General features: G+C 46.6%; 26 protein-coding genes and 1 riboswitch. Of the genes, 7 read left to right on the top strand and 19 right to left on the bottom strand.

Going from position 1 to position 23,214, the window contains the following annotated elements; all coding sequences use genetic code 11:
* Positions 1 to 6: 6 nt before the first annotated feature.
* The 7 genes from thiF to BZ167_RS03745 all read right to left on the bottom strand — a co-directional run bounded on the left by thiF (position 7) and on the right by BZ167_RS03745 (position 6,470).
* Entirely contained in the window at positions 7 to 1,017 is a 1,011-nt protein-coding gene (gene thiF / locus BZ167_RS03715) for a thiazole biosynthesis adenylyltransferase ThiF (RefSeq protein WP_060675058.1), read from the bottom strand.
* On the bottom strand, positions 1,014 to 1,784 hold the full coding sequence (thiG, locus tag BZ167_RS03720; RefSeq protein ID WP_007610655.1) for a thiazole synthase: 771 nt from the start codon (positions 1,782 to 1,784) through the stop codon (positions 1,014 to 1,016). Before thiG ends, thiF begins: the two co-directional genes overlap by 4 nt.
* A complete protein-coding gene (thiS, locus tag BZ167_RS03725) occupies positions 1,781 to 1,984 on the bottom strand; it encodes a sulfur carrier protein ThiS (protein ID WP_007409096.1) in 204 nt (67 codons plus the stop codon). The genes thiG and thiS overlap by 4 nt, the downstream gene beginning before the upstream one ends.
* Entirely contained in the window at positions 1,981 to 3,090 is a 1,110-nt protein-coding gene (thiO, locus tag BZ167_RS03730; RefSeq protein WP_060675056.1) for a glycine oxidase ThiO, read from the bottom strand. The genes thiS and thiO overlap by 4 nt, the downstream gene beginning before the upstream one ends.
* Positions 3,074 to 3,691 carry a thiazole tautomerase TenI gene (tenI, locus tag BZ167_RS03735; RefSeq protein WP_003155010.1) on the bottom strand — a complete coding sequence of 206 codons (618 nt, stop codon included), beginning with the start codon at positions 3,689 to 3,691 and terminating at the stop codon, positions 3,074 to 3,076. Before tenI ends, thiO begins: the two co-directional genes overlap by 17 nt.
* Positions 3,669 to 4,376 (bottom strand): thiaminase II, encoded by a 708-nt coding sequence (tenA, locus tag BZ167_RS03740; RefSeq protein ID WP_015417218.1) that lies wholly within the window; start codon positions 4,374 to 4,376, stop codon positions 3,669 to 3,671. The genes tenI and tenA overlap by 23 nt, the downstream gene beginning before the upstream one ends.
* 87 nt (positions 4,377 to 4,463) lie before the next feature.
* A riboswitch (TPP riboswitch) is annotated at positions 4,464 to 4,572 on the bottom strand.
* Positions 4,573 to 4,625: 53 nt separating this feature from the next.
* On the bottom strand, positions 4,626 to 6,470 hold the full coding sequence (locus BZ167_RS03745) for a monovalent cation:proton antiporter family protein (protein ID WP_007610641.1): 1,845 nt from the start codon (positions 6,468 to 6,470) through the stop codon (positions 4,626 to 4,628).
* Between the two features lie 228 nt (positions 6,471 to 6,698).
* Between BZ167_RS03745 and prpE the strand changes: the two genes are divergently transcribed.
* On the top strand, positions 6,699 to 7,448 hold the full coding sequence (prpE, locus tag BZ167_RS03755; RefSeq protein ID WP_007409101.1) for a bis(5'-nucleosyl)-tetraphosphatase PrpE: 750 nt from the start codon (positions 6,699 to 6,701) through the stop codon (positions 7,446 to 7,448).
* Positions 7,449 to 7,481: 33 nt separating this feature from the next.
* Here prpE and BZ167_RS03760 read toward each other — a convergent pair whose 3' ends face one another.
* From BZ167_RS03760 to BZ167_RS03775, 4 genes are read right to left on the bottom strand one after another with little or no spacing between them, the layout of a single operon-like run.
* Entirely contained in the window at positions 7,482 to 8,375 is an 894-nt protein-coding gene (locus BZ167_RS03760) for an RluA family pseudouridine synthase (RefSeq protein WP_060675054.1), read from the bottom strand.
* 14 nt (positions 8,376 to 8,389) lie between these two features.
* Entirely contained in the window at positions 8,390 to 9,190 is an 801-nt protein-coding gene (locus BZ167_RS03765) for an NAD kinase (RefSeq protein WP_003155018.1), read from the bottom strand.
* A 17-nt stretch (positions 9,191 to 9,207) separates the two neighbouring features.
* Positions 9,208 to 9,843: a GTP diphosphokinase gene (gene yjbM, locus BZ167_RS03770; RefSeq protein WP_003155019.1), complete on the bottom strand. Its 636-nt coding sequence runs from the start codon at positions 9,841 to 9,843 to the stop codon at positions 9,208 to 9,210.
* 27 nt (positions 9,844 to 9,870) lie between these two features.
* The gene (locus BZ167_RS03775) at positions 9,871 to 10,236 is read right to left on the bottom strand and encodes a UPF0738 family protein (protein ID WP_012117290.1); all 366 of its coding nucleotides are present in this window, start codon (positions 10,234 to 10,236) and stop codon (positions 9,871 to 9,873) included.
* Positions 10,237 to 10,360: 124 nt separating this feature from the next.
* Between BZ167_RS03775 and BZ167_RS03780 the strand changes: the two genes are divergently transcribed.
* The 5 genes from BZ167_RS03780 (at position 10,361) to BZ167_RS20300 (ending at position 13,603) form a co-directional block, all read left to right on the top strand.
* Positions 10,361 to 10,933, top strand: coding sequence for a CYTH domain-containing protein (locus BZ167_RS03780; protein ID WP_007409104.1), 573 nt, complete (start codon positions 10,361 to 10,363; stop codon positions 10,931 to 10,933).
* 4 nt (positions 10,934 to 10,937) lie between these two features.
* The gene (locus BZ167_RS03785; RefSeq protein ID WP_061861355.1) at positions 10,938 to 11,624 is read left to right on the top strand and encodes a lytic transglycosylase domain-containing protein; all 687 of its coding nucleotides are present in this window, start codon (positions 10,938 to 10,940) and stop codon (positions 11,622 to 11,624) included.
* A gap of 228 nt (positions 11,625 to 11,852) precedes the next feature.
* Positions 11,853 to 12,251, top strand: coding sequence for a globin domain-containing protein (locus BZ167_RS03790; RefSeq protein ID WP_003155023.1), 399 nt, complete (start codon positions 11,853 to 11,855; stop codon positions 12,249 to 12,251).
* The gene (gene spxH, locus BZ167_RS03795; protein ID WP_039251990.1) at positions 12,248 to 13,150 is read left to right on the top strand and encodes a protease adaptor protein SpxH; all 903 of its coding nucleotides are present in this window, start codon (positions 12,248 to 12,250) and stop codon (positions 13,148 to 13,150) included. Before BZ167_RS03790 ends, spxH begins: the two co-directional genes overlap by 4 nt.
* A 285-nt stretch (positions 13,151 to 13,435) precedes the next feature.
* Positions 13,436 to 13,603 (top strand): hypothetical protein, encoded by a 168-nt coding sequence (locus tag BZ167_RS20300; protein ID WP_003155026.1) that lies wholly within the window; start codon positions 13,436 to 13,438, stop codon positions 13,601 to 13,603.
* Positions 13,604 to 13,640: 37 nt separating this feature from the next.
* Here the strand turns inward: BZ167_RS20300 and pepF are convergent, their stop codons facing one another.
* The 3 genes from pepF to mecA form a co-directional block, all read right to left on the bottom strand.
* Positions 13,641 to 15,470 (bottom strand): oligoendopeptidase F, encoded by a 1,830-nt coding sequence (pepF, locus tag BZ167_RS03800; protein WP_007409107.1) that lies wholly within the window; start codon positions 15,468 to 15,470, stop codon positions 13,641 to 13,643.
* A gap of 202 nt (positions 15,471 to 15,672) precedes the next feature.
* Entirely contained in the window at positions 15,673 to 16,860 is a 1,188-nt protein-coding gene (locus tag BZ167_RS03805; protein ID WP_015417214.1) for a competence protein CoiA family protein, read from the bottom strand.
* A gap of 150 nt (positions 16,861 to 17,010) precedes the next feature.
* Positions 17,011 to 17,667 (bottom strand): adaptor protein MecA, encoded by a 657-nt coding sequence (mecA, locus tag BZ167_RS03810; RefSeq protein WP_003155032.1) that lies wholly within the window; start codon positions 17,665 to 17,667, stop codon positions 17,011 to 17,013.
* 275 nt (positions 17,668 to 17,942) lie between these two features.
* On the opposite strand from mecA, the gene BZ167_RS03815 reads away from it, so the two are divergent.
* Entirely contained in the window at positions 17,943 to 18,599 is a 657-nt protein-coding gene (locus BZ167_RS03815) for a TerC family protein (protein WP_007409109.1), read from the top strand.
* A 57-nt stretch (positions 18,600 to 18,656) separates the two neighbouring features.
* Here the strand turns inward: BZ167_RS03815 and spx are convergent, their stop codons facing one another.
* The 5 genes from spx to BZ167_RS03840 all read right to left on the bottom strand — a co-directional run bounded on the left by spx (position 18,657) and on the right by BZ167_RS03840 (position 23,206).
* Positions 18,657 to 19,052 carry a transcriptional regulator Spx gene (spx, locus tag BZ167_RS03820; RefSeq protein WP_003155034.1) on the bottom strand — a complete coding sequence of 132 codons (396 nt, stop codon included), beginning with the start codon at positions 19,050 to 19,052 and terminating at the stop codon, positions 18,657 to 18,659.
* A 177-nt stretch (positions 19,053 to 19,229) separates the two neighbouring features.
* Positions 19,230 to 19,808 carry a GNAT family N-acetyltransferase gene (locus tag BZ167_RS03825; RefSeq protein ID WP_007409110.1) on the bottom strand — a complete coding sequence of 193 codons (579 nt, stop codon included), beginning with the start codon at positions 19,806 to 19,808 and terminating at the stop codon, positions 19,230 to 19,232.
* A 117-nt stretch (positions 19,809 to 19,925) separates the two neighbouring features.
* Positions 19,926 to 21,113 carry a putative glycoside hydrolase gene (locus tag BZ167_RS03830; protein ID WP_076982893.1) on the bottom strand — a complete coding sequence of 396 codons (1,188 nt, stop codon included), beginning with the start codon at positions 21,111 to 21,113 and terminating at the stop codon, positions 19,926 to 19,928.
* A gap of 106 nt (positions 21,114 to 21,219) precedes the next feature.
* On the bottom strand, positions 21,220 to 22,137 hold the full coding sequence (oppF, locus tag BZ167_RS03835; RefSeq protein ID WP_012117283.1) for an oligopeptide ABC transporter ATP-binding protein OppF: 918 nt from the start codon (positions 22,135 to 22,137) through the stop codon (positions 21,220 to 21,222).
* Positions 22,130 to 23,206, bottom strand: coding sequence for an ABC transporter ATP-binding protein (locus tag BZ167_RS03840; RefSeq protein WP_015417211.1), 1,077 nt, complete (start codon positions 23,204 to 23,206; stop codon positions 22,130 to 22,132). Before BZ167_RS03840 ends, oppF begins: the two co-directional genes overlap by 8 nt.
* Between the last annotated feature and the right edge of the window lie 8 nt (positions 23,207 to 23,214).

Below are 23,214 nucleotides of genomic sequence, written 5' to 3' on the forward strand. Positions count from 1 at the left end.
TTCGCATTATCCGATCCATTTATGATAAAAGGATTTCGCTCTGCTGATATCACTTGTGCCGTGTATTAATGCTCTGCCGTCACGAAACAGTACCATCTTGAAATTGTCTTTGCAAAACGAAATTAAATACGGGTTGGCTGAAACATCAATCCCTGTCCGTCTGAGCTGTCCCGCAAGTTTTTGCAGATCAAACTGTTCAGAGATCCCCGCTCTGATCTGCACCGTGTTCCGCCCGCACAGAACCGCCGCTTTTGTCTGATTTTCATAGGATAAAAACGGATAATCGTTTGTGCCGCAGCTTGGGCAATCAGCCGACTTAAGACGGGCGACGTTTATTTCTGACCGTTCATTTTTCCATAAATCAAAGGAACGGAGAACATGCTCGATAGATCCGCCCGTTAACAGCTTCAGCGCATCTGCTGCCTGAAAAACGGCCGTCTGCAATACAGCCGGGCTGATGATTCCCGCCGTATCGCATGTCATACCGCCTAAAGGCAATGTCTCAAGCAGACAATGAAGGCACGGCGTTACACCGGGAATGACGGTAAAAGAGAGCCCGTAGCTGCCGACACAGGCGCCGTACAGAAAGGGAATCCCTTTCTGCACAGCCGCATCATTCACAATCAGTCTTGTTTCAAAGTTGTCGGCGGCATCCACGATGAGGGAGGCGCCACGAATCAATCCGGGTGCGTTTTCCGCAGTGACATCCATGACAAATCCCTCGACCTCTACATCACTATTTATGGATCGAAGCCGTTTTTCAGCCGCCGCGGCTTTCGGCATTTCCTGTCTGACATCGTCTTCGGTATAAAGCTGCTGGCGCTGGAGATTACTCCACTCCACATAATCTCTGTCAGCGATCGTTACCTTCCCGACCCCTGCTCTGACAAGCATCTCCGCACTTGCCGTCCCAAGCGCACCCGCGCCGATAATCACGGCATGAGACGACCGGAGCTTCTCTTGGCCGGAGGGACCGATCGGCTGAAACAGCTCCTGTCTGGAATATCTGTCCGTCATACCGGAAGACCGTCTCGCGGACTGCTTGCAGTTCCGTAATCTTTCACCGGAATTCTCCCGGCTTCATAAGAAAGGCGGCCCGCTTCTACGGCAAGCTTCATCGCCCGGGCCATCTTGACCGGATCATCAGCGCCTGACACAGCGGTATTTAACAGCACACCGTCAGCCCCGAGCTCCATCGCGTAGGCGGCGTCTTTTGAAGATCCGACGCCGGCATCGACAATGACCGGCACCTTCGCCTGTTCAATGATAAAGGATAGATTCAGCGGATTTAAAATTCCCTGACCGGAACCGATCGGCGAAGCACCCGGCATAATGGCATGCACCCCGAGCTCCTCAAGACGTCTTGCGAGCACGACATCATCTGACGTATACGGAAGCACGATAAATCCCTCTTCGAGCAGCTGTTCTGATGCTTTCAGCGTTTCAACCGGATCTGGCAAAAGTGACCGGCTGCATCCGATGACTTCTACTTTTATCATGTCACAAAGCCCTGAAGCTTTGGCAAGCCTTGCGATTCTGACCGCCTCTTCAGCCGTTGCGGCGCCGGCCGTATTCGGCAGAAGCGTGTATTTAGACAAATCAAGCTGTTCGAGAAAGTTAGGCTGAGACTCTTCAAAGATGTTCATCCTCCGCACCGCAAAGGTTAAAATATCTGATTCCGAGACGGCCACCGCCTCTTTCTGAATCTCAAAACTCGGATATTTTCCCGTTCCTAACAGCAATCTTGACTGAAACTGTTTTCCGCCTATTGTTAACATCCTCATCCGCCTCCTACAAAATGGACAATTTCTATGACATCGCGGTCACACAAACTCGTATTTTCATAATTCTTTTTTTCAATGATTTCTTTATTTCTCTCCACAACTACGATTCTTTGATCAAGCTGGTATGATTCAAGCAAATCCTGAACCGTCCCCTCATTTCGATTCCAATCAATTTGTTTTCCGTTCAGCTGAAGGATCATATATGAACAGCCTCCTTGCGATCAATTCGAAACGCTTCTTCCCATTCCTGTTTAATCTGTCTTTCCAGGATCATATCCCGCACCATTTCAGCCGTTGCCGGCGCCAACAGGATGCCGTTCCGAAAATGGCCGGCGGCGAAGATGATGCCGCTGTCTTCAGGATGCCGCCCGATAAACGGCTTTCCGTCTCTTGTTCCCGGCCTGAGCCCCGCCCAAAACCGGTCTATTTTCATATGTTCGATGGCGGGAAGCATGGTTTTCGCTTTTGCAATGACGGCCTCAATTCCTCCGATGTCAGGCGTATCGCTCCAGTCGCCCTGTTTCATCGTGGCGCCGATGACAAGCCGGCCGCTTTTTCTCGGGACGACATAACAATGATCATGATAAAGGGTTTTGATCAGCGGGATATCGTCATTCCACACGGAAAGGCATTCTCCTTTCACAGGAAAAAAAGGCTGTCCCAAGCCGAGCTGGCTGAAAAACCGGCCGCTCCATACACCGCTTGCAACTGCAACTTTGTCAGCATAAACATCCCCGCCGTATGTTGTGATGCAATATTCTCCGTTCACCCGTTTTACGGAGGTGACTTGTGTATGCTCATATATATCAGCGCCATAGCGCCGCGCTCCTTTTGCATACGCTTTGCAGACATAGTACGGCTCGACATGGACATCGTCTTTTATAAAACTTGCGCCGAGAATGTCTTTTGAAGCGTAAGGCTCTTTTTCAAGGGCATCTTCCGCTGAAAGCCAAGTGACGGAAGGCAGATCATCCATCTTCCGCAGACGGGCGATATCTTCTTCGGTATACGCCAGTTTAAGCATTCCGCCGTTATGGCGCCTGATGTCAATGCCGCAAGCTTCCTCAAGCTCTTGCCCCGCCGCTTCATACAGCCTTTGACTGTGCATGGCAAAATCAAAAAACGCATCCCGGTTTTCACATTCCGCATGAGCGCCCAGCATTCCCGCGGCAGCGCTTGTCGTTTTTCGGCCGACTTCCCCGGCTTCAAACAAGACAACGTTCTGCTGCGTCTTCGCCAGCTCATAAGAAATGGCGCACCCGATAATTCCGCCGCCGATCACCGCCGTATCATAGTGCTTCTTCATAATCGGCCTCCCTTACCGCGCGTGCATACCGTTTTGCCGCCTCCTCAGGATTTTCAGCTGAGAAAATGCCTGACATGACGGCAATTCCGTCCGGCTTCGCCTGCTTTGTGTGTCCGATCGTCTGCAGTGTCATTCCGCCGATTGCGATAACGGGGATGGAAAGCGTGCGTTTGATCTCTGAAAGCAGGCTGATGCCTCTTGCTTCAAGTCCTTGTTTACATTCGGTTTCAAATATATGGCCGAACACCACATAATCCGCATCTTCCTTTTCAGCTTGGATGGCTTCTTCCAGCGAATGAACCGAACGTCCGATATGAAGATGGGGAAATCTGCTTCGCACCTGCTTTACGGAAAAGCTGCGGGACGGAAGCTGAACACGGTGTATATTGGCAAAAAGCGCGATATCCGCCCTGTCATTGATGATCAATTTGTCCTTATCCGCACCGCCCTTTTTCAAAAGGGACAAAAGCTGCATGATCTCTCCCGCTGTTTTATCCCGCTCACGGATATGGATAAAGCTTACTTCGCGCTGAATCGAAAGAATATCCTCGGCCAGCTCGGCAACGGGTTTGCGATTATCAGTTACCGCGTGCAGCTCCAAAAGATTCCACCTCTTTTCCGCCCTTCTCGGACCAGCCTTCTTTTTGATAGGCCATTCCCCAAAATTGATATTCATAATAGCTTGAAATCACAAAATTCTCTTTCATTTTCGCGCGGATGTCCTCTGTGCTGTTTTCAGCAATCTCGTCAAAACGGCTGATCTGTTCTTCGACCTGCTGTCTGAACCAGTCTCCGCCGTATGTACCGATCCATTTTTCATAAATCGGATGCTCCGGTTTGCACTCCTTTAAGTGTTCGCCGACTTCATAATAAAGCCAATAACAGGGCAGAAGCGCAGCTAATATTTCTCCAAAATTGCCGCTCATCACCGATCTGTACATATGAGACGTATAAGAATAGGCGGTCGGTGCCGGTTTAAATGCCGCACGCTCTTCTTCCGTAATCCCTAAAAGCTCCGTAAACTCGCGGTGCAGCGCCATTTCCGCTTCATATGTCCCTTGAGCGTGGCCCGCCATCCTGCCCGTCGTAAACAAGTCTTCGGCATATGCGGCGCCGAACGCCTGAACTTTTGCAAAATGCGTCAAATAGTAGGAATCTTGCAGCACGTAATAGCTGAAACGGTCTATCGGCAGGCTTCCGTCACCGATTCCCGTTACAAACGGATGAACAAAACTTCCGTCCCACCATTCGGCAGCCGCCTGTCTGCATTCTTCAGAAAATGTCATCATGTCTTCCCCCCTGATAAAATAAAAAAACCACTTTCCCGCATCGGAAAAGTGGTTTGGAATTTAAATGGATAAAAGGAACCCCAAAAAAATACCGCTCCACTTCCCTACGCAGGTCTGAACCTGTTCAAGTTATGAGGGTCTAAAAGTCTCACTTTTATCTCAGCCCTTATGAAGGACACCCCTAGTGGTCATACGATTAATGATTTATTTGTTATGCCTTCTATATTATCACGAATTGCAATTTGGTCAAGCTTCAAGGATTTTTCTCAGTTCCGACACGTAGTTGCGCGAGCCCGTGACGATGAGACGGTCTCCTGTTTTCAGCCGCGTGTCTCCGTGCGGAACGATGCTGTCCACACCTCTGAAAATCCGGACGAAAATCACATCGCCCATCAGCGGAAATTCCCGCAGAATGATGCCGTTATACGCCGGGTTTTCCAGATTGATCTGATATAACGAAGACTCCTCATTCGTCAGGAGGCTCATCACGCCCGGCGCCTCAATTAATGCGCGCAAGAGCGTCTTTGTAGACAGAAGGATAGAAAAAATACTGATGCCCTCTTCTTTCAGTTTTGTTTCATGCTCAACCGAGCCGACGCTTGCGATGATACGCTCAGTCCCTTTCTCTTTCGCTATTAAGGCGATTTCGGCGTTCACATCTTCATTTCCCGTCGCCACGACAAGAATATCCGTTTTGAAAATACCGTGCGACTCAAGCGTTCCGGGCTCGTAATCAGAAATCGTGTCAACCGAAAAAACGGATTCCGCAAGCGTTTCCCCGGCATTTTCCTGATACACATGGACGACCCGTACTTCATATTCCTCCTCAGGCAATTCCAGCGTAACCGGAAGCGTCATTTGGTTGGCACCGATAAATGTAATGCGCTTTTTTTCCTGCGGCGCACTTTGCCGTTTGTATAATTTCTTAAAGCCGATCGGCGTGATGATGCTGGCAATAACCGCAACTAAAGTCAGCGCGCCGGACATATTGGCGCTGATAATGTGGAGCCTTTCTCCGATCGTAGCCGCCGCGATAACAAGCGACAGCGTGGACGTCAGCAAAAAGCCCGAAGCAAACACGGTTCTTTTGTCATACCATTTCTTTAAATAAAACACCGGGAACATTTTGCTGATAAACAGCGCAAGCAGAAGCAGCGGAATCATCGTTAATGTTTTCGGATCTTGGAAGAGCGTCCAAATGTCCAATTTCACCCCGACCATGACGAAAAAGATCGGAATTAAAAACCCGTAGCCGAAGGAATCCAGCTGTTCCACCATTTCTTTATTCGGAGACAGAAGCGATACCAGAACGCCTGCCAAAAACGCGCCGAGAATATTTTCCGCCCCGAGAGATTCCGATAAAGCGACAAGCACGATAATCAGTGTGAAAATGGCTCTCGTGCCGATCTGCACGGTGCCTTTAGACATCGACTGCACAAATGAACGGTGTTTAAAGATCCTGCCGAAGAAATACAGCACGACCCCCGCGGCAAAGAGAATCAACAGAAGCCACATATTTCCGCTGTCTTCTCCGTAAAGAGAAGAGAAGAAAGCGAGCAGAATCATCGTAGCCAAGTCCGCGATAACGGCGACAAGCAGGATGATCTGGCCGATATTGGAGTTCATGATCCGTTCTTCCTTTAAAGTCGGGACCACCACACCGAGTGATATCGTCGAAATAATAAGCGTCATTAAAAATGCGTTTTGAATAAAACCGGCTAATACAAAGGCATAGGACAGCAGCAATGATAAAATAAAGATGCCGAAAAAGATAATCAGTGCGGCAGAAAACGTGTTGGGCGCTTCCTTGCCGTTCGGAAGGAATTGTTTTTTCTTCCCTTTCTCAAATGAAGAAAAATCAATTTCCAAACCGCTTAAAAACATTAAAAAGATAAAGCCGAGAACAGACAGCGTCTCCAGCCACGTGTCTCCCTGAACGACAAGATTCAGGCCGCTTTTTCCGATAATAAGCCCCATGATGATCTCCGCGACGACGACGGGGATGCTAAGCTTAAACCGATGTAAAAGGAGCGGCGTCAAAAAAGCGACGATCAGAACGACGACTAAAGATGCGACTGATGTGTGTTCCATTCGTAAATACCTCCTTAAAACAAGGGTTATAAAAGCCCGCTTAAAGCGGGCGAAACCTTACTTTTTTTTAAAAACATAACGCATATTCTAACAAGGCTGAACGCGAAAAAAAAGTGATAAGGCTTTATTTCTTCAATTCTTTTTTTAATTTGTGCAAAAACAGCGTAATTAGGTATAGGAATTAGCCCCATAATAAATAAAAAACCGTTAATAAGGAGGCTGACACGAATGGCTTACGACATCATCAGCGATATACACGGATGTTATGACGAAATGATCGCGTTAATGCAAAAGCTCGGATATGAAGTGAAAGACGGAACGCCCGTCCATTCTGAAGGCAGGACGCTTGTCTTTGCGGGGGATTTAACGGACAGAGGCCCAAAATCCGTAGAAGTGATGCGTTTTGTGGCAAAAGCATATGAAAAAGGAGCCGTCCGTTATGTCCCGGGAAATCATTGCAACAAACTGTATCGTTACTTAAAAGGAAACCCCGTAAAAGTGATGCACGGACTGGAAACGACGGCAGCCGAACTGAAAGAGCTGTCTCCCGCCGACAGAACGGAAGTCTCCAGACAATTTATCCGCTTATATGAGTCAGCGCCGCTTTATGACATTTTACATAATGGCGATCTCGTCGTCGCTCACGCCGGCATAAAAGCTGACGATATCGGTAAATACTCGCGTAAGGTAAAAGAATTTGTTCTGTACGGCGATATCACGGGTGAAACGTATCCCGACGGCAGACCCGTCAGAAGAGACTGGGCCGCCGCTTATGAAGGCAAGGCATGGATTGTTTACGGCCATACCCCTGTAAAACGCCCCCGGATCGTCAACCGTACAATCAACATTGATACAGGATGCGTCTTCGGCAATCAACTGACAGGCTTTCGCTTTCCGGAGCATGAAACCGTCTCTGTGGAAAGCTCAATGCCCTATGATGCTTCACGATTTCGCGAGGATCACGGAAGGCAGGCATGAAAAAAAGCCCGAAACCGGCAAACGGTTCGGGCTTTACATGTGTTCAATTAATGTTTTCATATCGTCAGGCACCGGAGCGTGAAAAACGAGCGTTTTTCCGGTCATGGGGTGTACGAATGAAAGCCGCTCACTGTGAAGAGCCTGCCGCGCAATTCCCTCATTTTTTCCGCCGTACAGTGTATCACCGACTAACGGGTGGCCGAGGTAGCTCATGTGCACCCGGATTTGATGCGTCCGCCCCGTTTCCAGCCGCAGGGCTGCAAGCGTAAACGCATGTCCCGCTTTTTCCGTTTGAAAATGCGTCACCGCTCGTTGTCCCTCCGGCGTTACCATCCGCTCAATAATACTGTCGTGTTTTCTTCCGATGGGCGCGTCCACCGTTCCTTCCTTCTGCAGCATAATCCCGTGTACGACAGCGAGATACCGCCTGCTGACAAGCCCCTTTTTCTGCGCTGCCGACAAAAGAGAATGGGAAAGCCGATGTTTGGCGATCAGCATCGCCCCCGATGTATCCCTGTCAAGGCGGGTGACAAGATGAACCGTTGATTGCACGCCGCTTTTTCGGTAGTGGCTGATCACTCCGTTAGCGATGCTCTCCGACGGGTGTTCTCTTGATGGAATTGAGGAGACATACGGCTGTTTATTGATCACAAGCACATGGTCATCTTCATAAAGAATATCAAGAGGAACCGGCTCAGGCAAAAGCGTTTCACTCACATGCTCCTTCGGAAATTCAATCTTAAGCACGTCTCCTTCCGCTAACACGGCGCGGACGGTTACATGCTCTCCGTTCACAAGCAGGTCTCCCCCGCCGAATTTAATGTCAGCGAGAAGCCGCTTTGAAATGCCGAGCTGCGCCGTATATTCTTTTACCGTCATGCCGGCTTCCCGGGCAGTCATGTTCATTTGAATAAAAAAGTTGTCCAATCCGTTTCCTCTTTCTATTCGCCTTTTCCGATAAAGGAGTCCTGCACCCTTTTCCAAAACGGAAAAGGACGGAATCTTGCAAATCTGACTTTTTCATTTGCCACACGGCATAGAATGGACTTGACATCCTTATGCAGCAAGGTTAAATGATCAATTGTGACTTGAAAGTCGACGTCGTTTCTCGGTTTGATGACACAGTTATGATGATCGGGAAGCAAAAGCGGCGAGCCGACAGTCCTGAACACTCTGTTGTTGATGGATGCCATTTCAGCAAGCTGAATCGCCCTGATGGAAGGGTGGATGATCGCGCCGCCTAACGCCTTATTATAAGCCGTGCTTCCGGAAGGCGTGGACAGACATAAACCGTCTCCCCTGAACGTTTCAAACAGCTGGCCTTTAATTTCCACGTCAGCGACGAGACTGCCTTCTATGCTTTTGATCGTACATTCGTTCAAAGCCAGATACCGCTCCTCACGCTCTTCATCATGATAAGTGACAATCACCTCAAGAAGGGGATACTCCACGGTATGATACGGCGTTTTGGCAATGGCCAGAACGAGCTTTTCTATCTCCTGCGGAACCCAATCGGCATAAAAACCCAAATGCCCCGTGTGAACTCCGACAAAAGCCGTTTTATCAAGACGGTCGCTGTACCTGTGAAATGCGTAAAGAAGCGTTCCGTCACCGCCGACGGAAATAACGATTTCCGGCTCTTTTTCATCCAAGGTCATATCAAAATCGAGTAAATACGCCTGTATTTTGCTTTTCAGTGTATCTGAAACCTCGTCTCCTTTTGAAGAAACGGCAAATTTCATGCCATTCCCCTCCTTTCCTACTGGCGGTCTCCCGCTTTTTTCTTTCGCGAGAACGCCGCTTGGGCTTCCTGGATTTCTCCGCGGATTTCTGACATTTCTTCATCGAGCCGGGATGCGGCTTCTGAGGCCCGCTGCAGCCTCAGCTTTACTTTTTCGGGAATGTTCCCGCTGTATTTGTAATTCAGTGAATGCTCAATGGTTGCCCAAAAGTTCATGGCAAGCGTCCGAATCTGTATTTCCACAAGAACGTGCTTTTCTCCGGACGTTGTTTGTAAAGGATATAAAACGACAAGGTGGTAAGACCGATATCCGCTTTCCTTATGCTCTGCTATGTAATCCCGCTTATCCACAACGGTAAAATCTTTTCTGGCAAACAGCATATTTTTGACGATCTGGATATCATCTACAAATTGGCACATAATACGCAGCCCCGCGATATCCTGCATCGTTTCAATCTGATGAAGCGGTATGCTTTTTCGTCTCGCTTTTTCAAGTATGCTCGCCACCGGCTTCACGCGGCCTGTCACAAACTCAATCGGTGAGTGGTCATCTTCATACTCATAAAGGGTTCTGACGCCTTTCAGCTTCACCTTTAATTCTTCAACAGCCTGGCGGTATGGCGCTAGAAATTGCTCCCATTGTTTGTCATCCATCGTACATCCCCCAATTCCGAACCTGTTCTAAAGAAATACGTTTTTCACTTTTTCTTCCATATCTCCGTAGTTTGCATTATCTTTAATATTTTCAAGAAGATAATCGAGTTCTTCATGCAGCCCTGAAAGTTCAACCGTTTTTCCGCCGGCCTCAAGGACCGCCGGTTTTCTTTGGTCTAAGGCTTCTTTCAGATCCGGCCAGATATGTTCTTTTATAATGACATATTCAAAAGAGTCAGCTGATTCAAGTATGTATACAAAAGCAAAGTGATCGGAATCAACAAGCATTTGACCTGAGGCTTTGCGTTCCGCTCCGCTTAAGTCCTCTCCGCACTTCAAGCGGAGCGCGTCTTCTGTTAATGATGCATTTTGGATTTCAATTCTCTTTTGCATAATGTTCTCCTTTTTTAACAAAGTACAGCATTTATTTTATCATATCAAGGTCGATATTGATAAACGTAACCTCTAAAGAGATAATGGGAATTATACAATTTTTCGTCCTGAAAGGAAGACTGTCATGACCCAAGAAATAGAAATTGAATTCAAAAACCTGCTGACAAAATCAGAATTTCTGAAGCTGAGTGAAGCACTCTGCATGAAAGAACATGATTTTAAACAGCAGGTCAATCATTATTTCGACACGAAAGATTTTTCCCTGAAACAAAAAAAATCAGCACTCCGCATCCGAGAAAAAGACGGCGCGTTCGTTCTGACTTTAAAAGAGCCTGCCGCGGTCGGTCTGCTGGAAACGCACCAAGAGCTTGCGGCATTTGATCTTGACGTCTTCAAGATTCCGGATGGCCCCGTCAAACGTCAGCTGGAAGGTCTCGGAATCAACTCAGAACACATTTGCTATTTCGGAACGCTGTCGACCGCACGCGCGGAAAAAGAATCAGAAAAAGGCTTAATCATTTTAGATCACAGCCGATATTTAGAGAAAGAAGACTTTGAATTGGAATTCGAAGCTGCTGACTGGGATGAAGGAAAACGGGCGTTTGAACAATTGCTCAAGCAATTCGGCATCCCAGAGCGGATCACGAAAAATAAAATCCAGCGTTTTTATGAACAGAAACAAAAAAAGGTGGAATGACACAGTGAATATCACGAATTGGGCGGCCCTTCTCCAGCTGCAATCAATGGCGCTGCAATCAATCTCTCATACAAGCACGGCTTCAGGCGGACAATCTTCAGAAAGCCCGCTTGCCAATTTCAGCGCGCTTCTCAGCCAGTATACGGACACAGCCGTCCGGCAGCAGCCGGAATCAGGAATTTTAAACGGTGTGCGGACCGCTCACGCTTCATATTCACCGAGAATTCCCGTTTCATCCGGCTCCGCGGCTGCTTCACAGACCGCTTCCCCGGGCATAAAGTCTGCGGATGCGGCTTCTGATATCAGCACCGGAAACTTTTCAATAGACAGCGCCATTCAGAAAGCAGCCGAAAAATACGGAGTGGACGAAAAGCTGATCCGCGCGGTTATTAAACAGGAATCAGGCTTTAATCCGAAAGCGGTCAGCGGTGCGGGGGCAATGGGACTGATGCAGCTCATGCCTTCCACGGCAGAATCACTCGGGGTGTCAAACCCGCTTGATCCCGTCCAGAACGCTGAGGGCGGCACAAAGTACTTAAAGCAGATGCTCACGAAATACGACGGAAATGTATCTCTGGCGTTAGCCGCCTACAACGCAGGCCCCGGCAACGTAGATCGGTACGGAGGCATTCCGCCGTTTAAGGAAACACAGCAATATGTCAAAAACATAACCAAACAGTATTACGCGTAAACCAGAGAGGCTTCCTTCGCCCTCTGGTTTTTTTGCGGAGTGAAATCTTACACATGAATGAAGGCGATGTGATATGATATGAAATACAAGCGCCTGACAGAAAGGCACTTTGTTTGTAGAAATAAAATGTTATTGCTAAAATATACAGTAACTGAAGATAGTAAAACTGAAAGATAAATTCGCAATGGGAATTATGATTCCTATTAGCCATATAAAGGAGTAGTCAACATGGGACAATCGTTTAACGCACCATATGAAGCGATTGGAGAGGAACTTCTATCGCAACTTGTTGATACTTTTTATGAGCGTGTCTCGTCTCATCCCTTGCTGAAGCCGATATTTCCAAGTGATTTGACTGAAACGGCCAGAAAACAAAAGCAATTTTTAACCCAGTATTTGGGCGGACCTCCTCTTTATACTGAAGAGCACGGACACCCCATGCTCAGGGCAAGGCATCTCCCCTTTCCGATTACGGACGAGAGGGCTGATGCGTGGCTAAGCTGTATGAGCAAAGCGATGGATCAGGTCGGGCTGGAGGGCGATATTCGTGAATTTCTGTACGGGCGTCTGGAACTGACGGCCAGGCATATGGTAAACCAGTCAGAAGCGGAGGATCGATCATATTGACGAATTATCAGCATGAGCAATACTTCGCCCATTGCCACGGACATCCAAAAAAACCGCTCGAAATTTACATGTTTGTCGACCCTTTATGTCCTGAATGCTGGTCGCTGGAGCCCGCCATAAAAAAATTAAAAATCAAATACGGACGTTTTTTTACGCTGCGGATCATTGTTTCCGCGAGCATTACATCGCTGAATAAGCAAAAGCGGAAAAAACACCTTCTTGCCGAAGCTTGGGAAAAAATTGCGAACCGTTCCGGGATGCCCTGTGACGGAAGCCTTTGGCTTGAGCAGGATCAGCCTCTTTCATCGCCCTACCTTGCCGCACTCGCTTTAAAAGCGGCCGAACTGCAGGGAAGAAAAGCGGGCATTCTGTTTCTCCGCAGCATGCAGGAAAGCCTGTTTGTCTCCAAGCAGAATATTACGGATGAAGACGTTCTTTTAGAAATTGCCGAAAAGACGAAATTGGATGTTGAAGAATTCAAGCGCGACCTCCATTCGCAAAGCGCGGTAAAAGCGCTTCAGTGCGATATGAAAATCGCGGCGGAAATGGACGTCACCGTCAACCCGACATTGACGTTCTTTAACAGCCTGCATGATGATGAAGGGCTGAAGGTTCCCGGCAACTATTCTTATGACGTATACGAAGAGATCTTATTCGAAATGCTCGGGGATGAACCGAAGCCTTCTGAAACGCCGCCTTTGGAATGTTTCATTGAATATTTCCGGTTTGTCGCATCGAAAGAAATCGCACTCGTTTATGATTTGAGTCTAGAAGAAGTTGAAAAAGAAATGAAAAAACTGGCATTCGCCAAAAAGGTCGCCAGAGTGGAAGCAAAGCACGGTCTGTTTTGGAAGTCTCTGACCGGCACCCAGGAGGATGTCACCTGTTGTGATCATTAAAAAAAGCTGATTCCTTACGGAGCCGGCTTTTTTTGTGCAAATAAAGAAACCGCGCCGGGATAAGCGCGGTTTCATATGTCTTAACGACAACAAAGGGGATGGGAGAAATTTTTCACGGTCAAACAAAGGGGTAATGTTTGTTTGTGATCAATTTCACATCCTTATCATATCAAATCTTGTCGAGTTTTGACAAGCCATAAGATTAATGTTCATATTTTTGTCACAAAACATAACTGACTGCTTGTTTTCATAGAATATATCAATGAAAAACAAGGAGGGAAATCAATGCTCCGCACCGTATTGATCATCGGAATGATTGTGTTTTTCTTCTTTTTAAATCTGCTGGCCATGATGCACATGCTGCCGATTTACATTACATCTCCCCTGCTGTTTCTTTCCATATTGTTTGCCTTGTACCGGCTGAATCACCGAAAAACGTTTAAGGGATTTTAGAAAAAGCCTGCGCATCTAATGCACAGGCTTTTTTGAATTACGAAGGGTTCACTTTCGAAAGAAGCTCTTCCATTTCGTTCAGTTTCTCTTCAAACATTTTGCAGGCCGCCTCGATCGGTTCAGGCGATGTCATATCAACTCCCGCTTTTTTCAGTATGTCGATCGGATATTCCGAGCTTCCCGCTTTTAAGAATTCGGTATAGCGCTCCACCGCAGGCTTGCCTTCTTTTAAGATCTGGCTGCTCAGCGCTTGGGCCGCACTGTAGCCTGTCGCATATTGATACACATAATAATTGTAATAGAAATGCGGAATTCTTGACCATTCCAGACTGATTTCTTTATCAATCACCATGTTGTCACCGAAATACTTTTTATTCAGATCATAATAAAGTTCGTTCAGCAGTTCAGGCGTTAGCGGCTCGCCTTCCTGTGCTTTCGTATGAATCAGATGCTCAAATTCAGCGAACATCGTCTGTCTGAACACTGTGCCTCTGAATCCTTCAAGCATATGGTTGAGCAGGTACAGACGCTGTTTTTCATCCTTTAAGCTGTTCAGCATATATTCACCGAGCAGCGCTTCATTAGTCGTTGAAGCGACTTCAGCGACAAAAATGCTGTAGTTACCGTACGGATACGGCTGATATTTTCTCGTATAGTAACTGTGCACGGAATGGCCGAACTCGTGAACGAGCGTAAACAGATTATTGACATTGTCATGCCAGTTCATCAAGATGTACGGATTCGTGCCGTATGTACCGGACGAATAAGCACCGCTGCGTTTTCCTTTATTTTCGTATATATCGACCCAGCGGTTTTCAAGTCCTTCTTTTAAAATAGACGCGTATTCCTCGCCCAGCGGAGCAAGTCCTTTGAGCATATAATCTTTCGCTTCCTCATATGTGACCTTCATTCCCGAATCTTTTACGAGCGGTGTGTAAAGGTCATAAATATGGACTTCATCAAGGCCGAGAACCTTTTTCCGCAGGTCAATGTAACGGTGTAATAACGGAAGATGTTTATTGATCGTTTTAATAAGGTTATCGTAAACTTCTTCAGGGATGCTGTTATTGGATAAAGCCGCTTCCCGTGCTGATTTATACTTTTTCACACGGGCGTAAAAATTATCTTTTTTCACAGTGCCGCTGAGTGTAGTCGCCATCGTGTTTTTATACTGTCCGTATGTTTTATATACGGCTTCAAATGCGTTTTTGCGGACTTCACGATTGCTGCTTTCCAGGAAATTAATAAAGTTGCCGTGTGTGATTTGAGTTTCCTTGCCGTTTTCATCTTTAATCGACGGAAATGTAATATCGGCGTTATTTAAAACACTGAATGTATTGGAAGGCGACGACAGCGCTTCTGAGGCTTCCGCAAGCAGGGCCTCTTCTTGTTCGCTCAGCACGTGCGGACGCTGTTTTGTAATTTCTTCAATTGCATGGGAGTAAAGTTTAAGCTCCTCTTTTTCCAGAATAAACTGGTGCAGCTTGTCCTCCTGAATCGCCAGAATTTCCGGTTCAATGTAAGCAGTCGCGCTGGCAGCCTGAGAATACAGGCTTGCGGCTTTGTCGTTCAGCCCTTGGTAGAAAGAATTTCCCGTATCCTGGTCTGAGCGCATATGCGCGTATGCATAAAGTTTGCCAAGACGGTTCGTCACTTCATCCTGTGCCGTAAGCGCCGCGTATAAATTATCAGCCGAATGAGCAAGCGTGCCTTTAAAAGAAGATAAATTCGGGATTAATTCTTTAACTGCTTGAAATTCTTTATTCCAGGCCTCATCACTAGGAAAAATATCCTCTAGTCTCCATGTATGCTCTGCCTTTACTTCACTTCTGTCAGGCAGCTGTGCTGCTTTATTTTCCTCAGTCATGGTGATCCCCCTCGTTTTCTTTACTTCAAGCCAATTGAAAAAACGATTGTTTCTCCAAAAACTTGTGTTGTGATTATCTTCCGGCTTTTCACTGCCTTTTGTCAAATCATATGCGGCATATAAGACCGAGCATACCAATAATACAGTGAAAAAACGAAAACAAAATGCTTGTACGCCCCTCACATTCGCCACCACCTTGACGTTAGGGTGAACGAAATGAAGCATTCTCATTCCCCAAAAAAAAGAGCAGATCCCGCCGGCGCAGCTCTTCTGCCGTTTGAGGGAGCTTCCGTTGAGATGAGGGCATATATACTTCATTCTCAATTTCCCTCAAAAAATCCTGCAAGCATAAGAAATCAGCATATTGTTTTACCGCCATTCTGATAAGGCTATCTTGTGAACCATACCGCATCCGAATCTCCTTACGCCTGATTTTTTGCCGCAAATCATGAACCATGCCGGATAATCGGATCGGCGCGCCTTTTTTAGAAAGTTCCGCAAGCCGCAAGTATAAATGGCTCTGCCACACAAAAACGGGACTGGCAAACACAAAGCCCGCTGAAACGGGAATAAACACTTCAGATGGGAGAAATGGAAATGCAACCTGATGTCTTTCGTAAAAAAGACGCCGGATAAGACCGGCATCTTCAGATAAAAACCGCCCGCTTTTGCTGCGGAAGCCGGCTACGGCACGTCCCCACGAGGGAAGTCTGACGCTGTGCCGCCCTTCCGGATGACAAATGTCTTTCAGGTTTGCTTTGTGAAGAGGGATTGTGGTTAAGCCGGCATAAGAATAGCCGGTGTAAAACGGAGTGATGGAATGCAGCCTGTAAAAGGAGCGGGCGTCGGGGCAGTAAAACAGTAAGGAGGAAAATGAATGGACTTCAAAGAACTGCCAGTGAAAAGCAGAAAGCCGGAAAAATTGCGCGGCCATCCGTTTTAACCGTTTTGCCCCGATGATCCAGACCGGCCGGTACCCGGCGTTTTTCAGGCCTGCCGTCCGGCTCTTTAAAGAGTCCGCCGAAAGGTTCGCACATTGAAATTCAAAAGCCAGCCTCTCTTCTCCGCTTTCCGCCGTCAAGTCAGGCCGCTGTCCAGCGGAAGTCAGATACGGTTCCAGGCTGACGCTGCACCCTTGTGTCTTCAGCCAGAGAAAAAGCTGTCTTTTTCCCTCCAGATGGTATTCGCTTTCAGGTTCGGATTCCCCGGGACACAGCCTGCTTTTTTTATGAGCGAAGTGCGGCAGTTTCTCCCGCCCCAGTTTGATATCAAGCTCACTTTTGCAAACGGGGCAGAACCAGCGTTTCTTTCTCAGCTCCGCCGCTTTTTCCTTTGAATAGCTTCCGGTCAGCTGAATGAGCCGTCCATCGGCAGTCACAGCACTGAACATGTTGCATCTTCTCCTTTCCTGAATCTTGTTGTATTCAGCAGGAAGAAGATATAATCCTGTTTGCGGATGAGAGCCGTTATACGGTTTTCAGCCGTTCATCCTGTCATTCAGAACAAAAAAAACCGATTTCTGCTGAGAGAAATCGGTTTGTTATGATGCAAAGTGTTTTTTTATTGTATATAACGCATGATCAGCGATCACCAATTTGCCGTATTCTTCAAGACGGTGAATGCTGACTGATGATTCGTGCGCGTACTCCAACAGGATGCTTAGCTGATTTTCAACCTCTTCATCAGTTTGCTCATAAAAATCTGCATATAAATAATATCGGTCTTCAAACGAATACAGGGTCGTTTTGATTCCGTTAAGATTCAATTTTGATAGCGAGATGAGATCCTCAAAATCATCGAACCGCAAAGTGAACTGAAGCTTTTGCTCCTTATCTTCCCGGCTCTCGGCCTGCTCTTCTTTCTGGAAATCATCAAGTAAAGCATCGAGATTTTCATCTGCCGGCTCTTGTTTTTTATCTTCCGGGATCGGCAGTTCGAGTTTTTGTCCGTCCTTGGAAAGCTGGGCTTTTGTTACGATTATTTCCAGTCCTTTGTCCAATGCCTGAACCTGAATCCAAAGAGGACCCTCGACAGCGAATTCCTCTTCATCATGCACTTCATCCATGACTTCCCAGAACAGTTCTTCACTGCGCTCGCGATTGTACCAGATTTCTTCTCTGTCAAAACCGCGATCTTCAATATCACCATAAGACATATAAAATTTTACAGTATGCTCATTAATTCTTTCTATTTCCATTTTGCCAACCTTCCCTTCTTTATAAGATGTTGAAGGGACATCTAAGCTCCCGATGAATAGTACTTTACTACACTTTACCCATTCCGTCCACATCTTAACCTTATAGAGGACAGCGCAAATTCTTTATATTTCTATTTTATGATAAAACAGTTATAAAAGAAATAAAAAAGCATTTTCACACCGAAAAACAGGCTTTCTCCCGGTTCCCATCATAAATAGCGCACTGCCTCATATATTAGCTGTACAAGCAATCGATCTATAAGCGAGGTGTTACCATGCCGCACGATTACCTGCTGTCCCTTCTGCTTATTATCGGGATTGACCTTATTCTCGGCGGTGACAATGCCGTCGTCATCGCGATGGCCAGCCGGAATCTGGCTCATAAACAAAGACAGCAAGCGATCATCTTCGGAACGTTTATCGCAGTCGTCTTGAGAATCGTTCTGACGAGCGCTGCGGTCTATTTATTGAATGTTCCTTTTTTACAATGCGCAGGCGGGGTATTTTTATTGTATCTCGGCTATCAGCTTCTGATTGAGAAGAAAGATGCGCAGCATGTGAAAAGCAGTTCTTCTCTTTGGAAAGCCATCCGCACAATCGTTATGGCTGATATCTTTATGTCGCTTGACAATGTCATCGCAGTAGCCGGCGCTTCTCACGGTGAGCTGACACTTGTAGTGATCGGTCTCTTCATCTCGGTGCCGATTATCATTTGGGGCAGCAAGCTCGTTCATGCCGCCATGGACAAAATGCCTTTATTGATGTACGCCGGAAGCGGTCTTCTCGCATTTACCGGCGGTGAAATGATTGCCGGAGACAGCAAGCTGTCATTTTTCATGGCAGAACACGGCATTATACAAATGACGCTGCCGATTTTGACCGTCGTATTTGTTATCCTCGCCAGTATGATTTACCAACAGACTGAAAAATAACAAAAAGCCCAAACCGCGATGGTTTTGGGCTTTTTCCATGCTTATCGTAAGCTTGTATCAGTTGGCAAGACGCTGTGCTTCTCTTAATTGGAAAGAACGCACTTTTCTTGGCAGGAATCGTCTGATTTCATCTTCGTTATAGCCGACTTGCAGACGTTTTTCATCAATGATGATCGGACGGCGGAGCAGTCCCGGATGCTCATTGATCAAAGTATATAAGTCTTGAAGCGGCATAGATTCAACATTTACGTTCAGTTTCTGGAATACTTTAGAACGGGTAGAGATAATTTCATCCGTACCGTCTTCAGTCATACGCAGAATCTGCTTGATCTCATCAATTGATAACGGCTCGGAGAAAATGTTTCTCTCTACAAACGGAATCTCGTGCTCTTCAAGCCAAGCTCTTGCTTTTCTGCATGACGTACAGCTAGGTGATGTGTATAATGTAACCATTAATCTTCACTCCTCTAATTAGTAGGATGAACATGTTGTATTCTCAAATTGGAATAACTTTAAAAAAGGAATCTTTATAGGTATTATACTATAAAAAAGTAAGTATGAACAGTCTCCTGAGAAAAAAATGTGTCAATCCGGCAAATTTACGGCTGGCGGATGTTTCCTCATTCTCAATTAGCTCAGCTGATCGAAAATGTTTTTTCGTTTTTTCTCATCAATGACTTTGAGAACTTCATCCGTTTTTTCGTATGATTCTCCGTACCATTTTTCATCTTTATAAGTGTGAATGTTTTCATATGTCTGTTTCATCGCTTCGAACATTTCTTCTTCTGATTCCGTCTTAGGTGACCAGTACAGAATCTCCATTTTGTTCACTTCATTCGTAGCCAATGACCGGCGCCGATACCCGATTGACTGCGCGTGCTTGAAATGCTCTCTTTGATAAAAACGCAAGCGTTTCTGTGTATCCGTGTCATCCTCGTCAACAGGCTCCACCTCAAGCAGAATCGGCTTGTTTTTCTTTTTCAGCCTGCCGATCAGCTTGCTTCCGAGGCCTTGTCCTCTGGATTTCTTTGACACAAACAGGTAATCAATAAAGATGAAAGAGTCAAATTCCGCATACATCAGCACGTGGTACTGCCCCTCTTCTTTATGATAAACATCGCTTTGCTCCTTTAACAGAGCTTCCATATGCGCTTTTGATTTCATTTCTTCAATCGGAAAATATTCACTCAGCTTTTCGTACCAGTTCATTCATTTGCTCCTTATGGGTTCGTTGTCTTCACACTTTTAGATATACCCCATTTCCGATTGTTTAAACAATCTTACATCTATTAAGACGTGTGATCCTTTAACATGGTTTCAATTTTTTTAAAATGGTGTGTAATCGACGTTTTTGGTATAGCGGTTTGCCGCGTCCCACAATAAAAATTCGTCAATTCCTTCATCATGCAGCGCTTTAACCTGGTCTTCCACCTGGCGTTTTCCGTACTTTTGATAATTTCCGCTGCCGAGATATGATGCCGTGAAGTCCTGAAGCCACGGACGCGATACAGGCGGGTGTTTCAGCTTAGACAGTTTTTTATGTTCCACCTTCGCGTATTCTTTGACGACTTTGTAAGGCTCAAGATCCGGTTTATCAATGCCGAAATAGCTTGTCCAATGGCTCGGATAAATCATGGATGAAATGACATCGACCTGTTCTGAAATTTTGCTGAAATTCTGGCCGATCCCAGGCGCTTCCGGCAGCGTGGCTGAATAGCCGAAAATATCAACCGACACATCCGCGCCGTACGGCTTGAGTTTTTTCTTCGCATAACCGACAAAATCGGTGACGGCGTGAACGCGTTTTTGCACATTGCTGTCTGCTGTTTTTCCGTAATCGCCGTGTCCGTATGTCAGTTCGTCATCACGTTTTTCAAATCCTTCAGGAAAACGGACATAATCAAATTGAATTTCTTGAAAACCCATCTTTACGGCTTGTTTTGCAATCTTTACATTGTAATCCCATACTTCTTTCATAAACGGATTGACGAACGATTCGCCGCGGCCGTTTTTCCAGACACTTCCGTTTTTTTCTTTAAAGGACCACTCCGGCTTTTTGTTCGCGAGTTCGCTGTCTTTAAATACGACAATACGCGCGATCGGATAGATCTTTTTTTCCTCCAGCTTTTTCATCATCTTTTTTGGGTCTTTGATGTACGGCTTGGCGATTTTGGCATACTCAGAATGGCCGTCCGGCTTAAAGGTGAGGTTTCCGTTGTCATCCTTGACATCAATCACCATTGTATTGAGCTCCGTTTTGTCCACAAAGTCTGTCAGCTCCCCGAATTTGCTTCCTCCCGCTGAATGCCCTGTGACGTAAATGCCCCGCACCTTATCAGGATGTGAAAAATGCAGCCCTGACGGATAAGCGAACCGTGCATTTGATTTCGGCAGTTCTTTTTCGGCCAGCGCTATTTTTACAAGCGGCTGCTCCTCTTTCGCAGCGGCGTGGGCCGGATAAGCACCTGCACTGATAAACAGTCCCGCACAAATGGCGCACAAAATGGTTTTCATACTGATCTCCCCCTTTTTTTCCATTATAGAAAAACGGGAGCAGGCTTAATAAACTTGAATGTGCGAAAAAAAATCCTCCAAGACTGAGTCTTGGAGGATGATACGTTTATAGGTAGGTTTTAAATTCATCTTCAGTGCACATAACAAAGTGTCCCGGTTTCACTTCTCTGAATTCCATCTTTTCTCCGTCTTGCAGCTGATGAATGGACGGATCGTATTTCTTTCGCGTGCGATTTCTTTCATAGTCCGGATCAGGGAGCGGGATAGCGGACAGCAATGATTTCGTGTATGGGTGAAGCGGGTTTTCGTAAAGCTCATCCGCCGGCGCAAGCTCCACCAATTTTCCGAAATACATGACGCCGATGCGGTCGCTGATGTATTTGACCATTGATAAATCATGGGCGATAAACAGGTAAGTGAGCCCTTTTTCTTTCTGCAATTCTTTCATTAAATTGACGACTTGCGCCTGAATCGAGACATCAAGCGCCGAAATCGGTTCGTCCGCGATGATAAACTCCGGATCAACCGCCAGCGCTCTGGCGATTCCGATACGCTGGCGCTGTCCGCCCGAAAATTCATGCGGGTAGCGGTTGGCGTGCTCTTTATTTAAACCGACCGTTTCCAGCAGTTCGTGAACCCGCTGCATCCGCTCTTTTTTCGTTTTTGCCAGGCGGTGAATATCTATTCCCTCGGCAATAATGTCGGCGACTGTCATTCTCGGATTTAAAGATGCGTACGGATCCTGGAAAATCATCTGCATTTTCCGGTTAAACTCCAGCAGTTTCTTTCGGGATTTTTTCCCGTGGACATTTTCCCCGTTAAAGAGAACTTCCCCGCCGGTTGCCTCATACAGCCGGATAATACTGCGGCCCGTCGTTGATTTACCGCAGCCCGATTCTCCGACAAGGCCGAGCGTTTCGCCTTTATAAATATCAAATGACAAATCATCTACGGCTTTTACCGTTCCTTTTTGCGTGAAAAAATGCTGTTTTAAGTGTTTGATTTCGAGAAGCTTCTCAGTCATTTTTTTCACCTTCCTTCATTAAAACAGGATGCTGATACGTATTCGGAAGCTGACGGAGTTTAGCCTTCACCGCTTCAGGCGGCTCGACCTTAGGCGCATCAGGATGCAGAAGCCACGATTTCACAAAATGCGTATCAGACACTTTATACATCGGCGGTTCCTGTTCAAAGTCAATTTTCATCGCATATGAGCTGCGGAGCGCAAATGCATCCCCTTTCGGAGGGTTCGTCAGATCAGGCGGCGTGCCCGGGATAGCCGTCAGTTTTTCCTGATCGGTGCTGTCCAGGCTAGGCATTGAGGCAAGCAGCCCCCACGTATACGGATGGCGCGGATCATAAAAGATTTCATCCACCGTGCCCGATTCGACGACCTGACCCGCGTACATGACAGCGACCCGGTCGGCGACATTGGCGACAACGCCGAGATCATGCGTGATAAAAATGATAGACGTATCAATTTTCTTTTGCAGATCTTTCATCAGCTCAAGGATTTGTGCCTGAATCGTCACATCAAGAGCTGTTGTCGGTTCATCGGCAATTAACAGTTTCGGATTTGCCGCAAGCGCCATCGCGATGACGACACGCTGTCTCATCCCGCCTGAAAATTCATGGGGGAATTGGCCGATCCGTTTTTCGGGCATCGGAATCCCGACGAGATCAAGCAGCTCTATGGCGCGCTTTTTCGCGGCTTCACTTGAGATTTTTTCATGTTTGAAAAGCACTTCCGTAATTTGTTTGCCGACTCTCATCGTCGGGTTCAGAGAGGTCATCGGATCTTGGAAAATCATTCCGATGTCCTTTCCTCTGATGGCCTGCATTTCTTTTTCAGACATCGGCACGATATCGCGTCCGTCAAAAAGAATCTGTCCTCTTTTAAAGTAGCCCGGCGGCATCGGGATCAGCTTCATAATCGCTTGGGAGGTCACACTTTTTCCGGAACCCGACTCTCCCACGATCGCCAGCGTCTCTCCTTTATTCAAATGGAAATTCACGCCGCGGATTGCCTGTACCTCTCCGCCGTATGTTTTAAATGAAATGGCTAAGTCTTTTACTTCTAGCAAACGTGTCACTCATATCA

Origin of the sequence: Bacillus sp. 275 (genome assembly GCF_001999205.1) — a bacterium.
GTDB lineage: Bacteria > Bacillota > Bacilli > Bacillales > Bacillaceae > Bacillus > Bacillus velezensis.

Coding starts and splice junctions, on each gene's coding strand:
- BZ167_RS03765 (WP_003155018.1), bottom strand. CDS start 9,190: ATGAAATTTGCCGTTTCTTCAAAAGGAGACGAGGTTTCAGATACACTG.
- mecA (WP_003155032.1), bottom strand. CDS start 17,667: ATGGAAATAGAAAGAATTAATGAGCATACTGTAAAATTTTATATGTCT.
- BZ167_RS03745 (WP_007610641.1), bottom strand. CDS start 6,470: ATGGAACACACATCAGTCGCATCTTTAGTCGTCGTTCTGATCGTCGCT.
- BZ167_RS03780 (WP_007409104.1), top strand. CDS start 10,361: ATGACCCAAGAAATAGAAATTGAATTCAAAAACCTGCTGACAAAATCA.
- yjbM (WP_003155019.1), bottom strand. CDS start 9,843: ATGGATGACAAACAATGGGAGCAATTTCTAGCGCCATACCGCCAGGCT.
- thiF (WP_060675058.1), bottom strand. CDS start 1,017: ATGACGGACAGATATTCCAGACAGGAGCTGTTTCAGCCGATCGGTCCC.
- thiS (WP_007409096.1), bottom strand. CDS start 1,984: ATGATCCTTCAGCTGAACGGAAAACAAATTGATTGGAATCGAAATGAG.
- BZ167_RS03790 (WP_003155023.1), top strand. CDS start 11,853: ATGGGACAATCGTTTAACGCACCATATGAAGCGATTGGAGAGGAACTT.
- oppF (WP_012117283.1), bottom strand. CDS start 22,137: ATGACTGAGAAGCTTCTCGAAATCAAACACTTAAAACAGCATTTTTTC.
- BZ167_RS03805 (WP_015417214.1), bottom strand. CDS start 16,860: ATGTTCAGTGCTGTGACTGCCGATGGACGGCTCATTCAGCTGACCGGA.
- BZ167_RS03815 (WP_007409109.1), top strand. CDS start 17,943: ATGCCGCACGATTACCTGCTGTCCCTTCTGCTTATTATCGGGATTGAC.
- prpE (WP_007409101.1), top strand. CDS start 6,699: ATGGCTTACGACATCATCAGCGATATACACGGATGTTATGACGAAATG.
- BZ167_RS03830 (WP_076982893.1), bottom strand. CDS start 21,113: ATGAAAACCATTTTGTGCGCCATTTGTGCGGGACTGTTTATCAGTGCA.
- BZ167_RS20300 (WP_003155026.1), top strand. CDS start 13,436: ATGCTCCGCACCGTATTGATCATCGGAATGATTGTGTTTTTCTTCTTT.
- BZ167_RS03825 (WP_007409110.1), bottom strand. CDS start 19,808: ATGAACTGGTACGAAAAGCTGAGTGAATATTTTCCGATTGAAGAAATG.
- tenA (WP_015417218.1), bottom strand. CDS start 4,376: ATGACATTTTCTGAAGAATGCAGACAGGCGGCTGCCGAATGGTGGGAC.
- pepF (WP_007409107.1), bottom strand. CDS start 15,470: ATGACTGAGGAAAATAAAGCAGCACAGCTGCCTGACAGAAGTGAAGTA.
- BZ167_RS03775 (WP_012117290.1), bottom strand. CDS start 10,236: ATGCAAAAGAGAATTGAAATCCAAAATGCATCATTAACAGAAGACGCG.
- spx (WP_003155034.1), bottom strand. CDS start 19,052: ATGGTTACATTATACACATCACCTAGCTGTACGTCATGCAGAAAAGCA.
- thiG (WP_007610655.1), bottom strand. CDS start 1,784: ATGAGGATGTTAACAATAGGCGGAAAACAGTTTCAGTCAAGATTGCTG.
- thiO (WP_060675056.1), bottom strand. CDS start 3,090: ATGAAGAAGCACTATGATACGGCGGTGATCGGCGGCGGAATTATCGGG.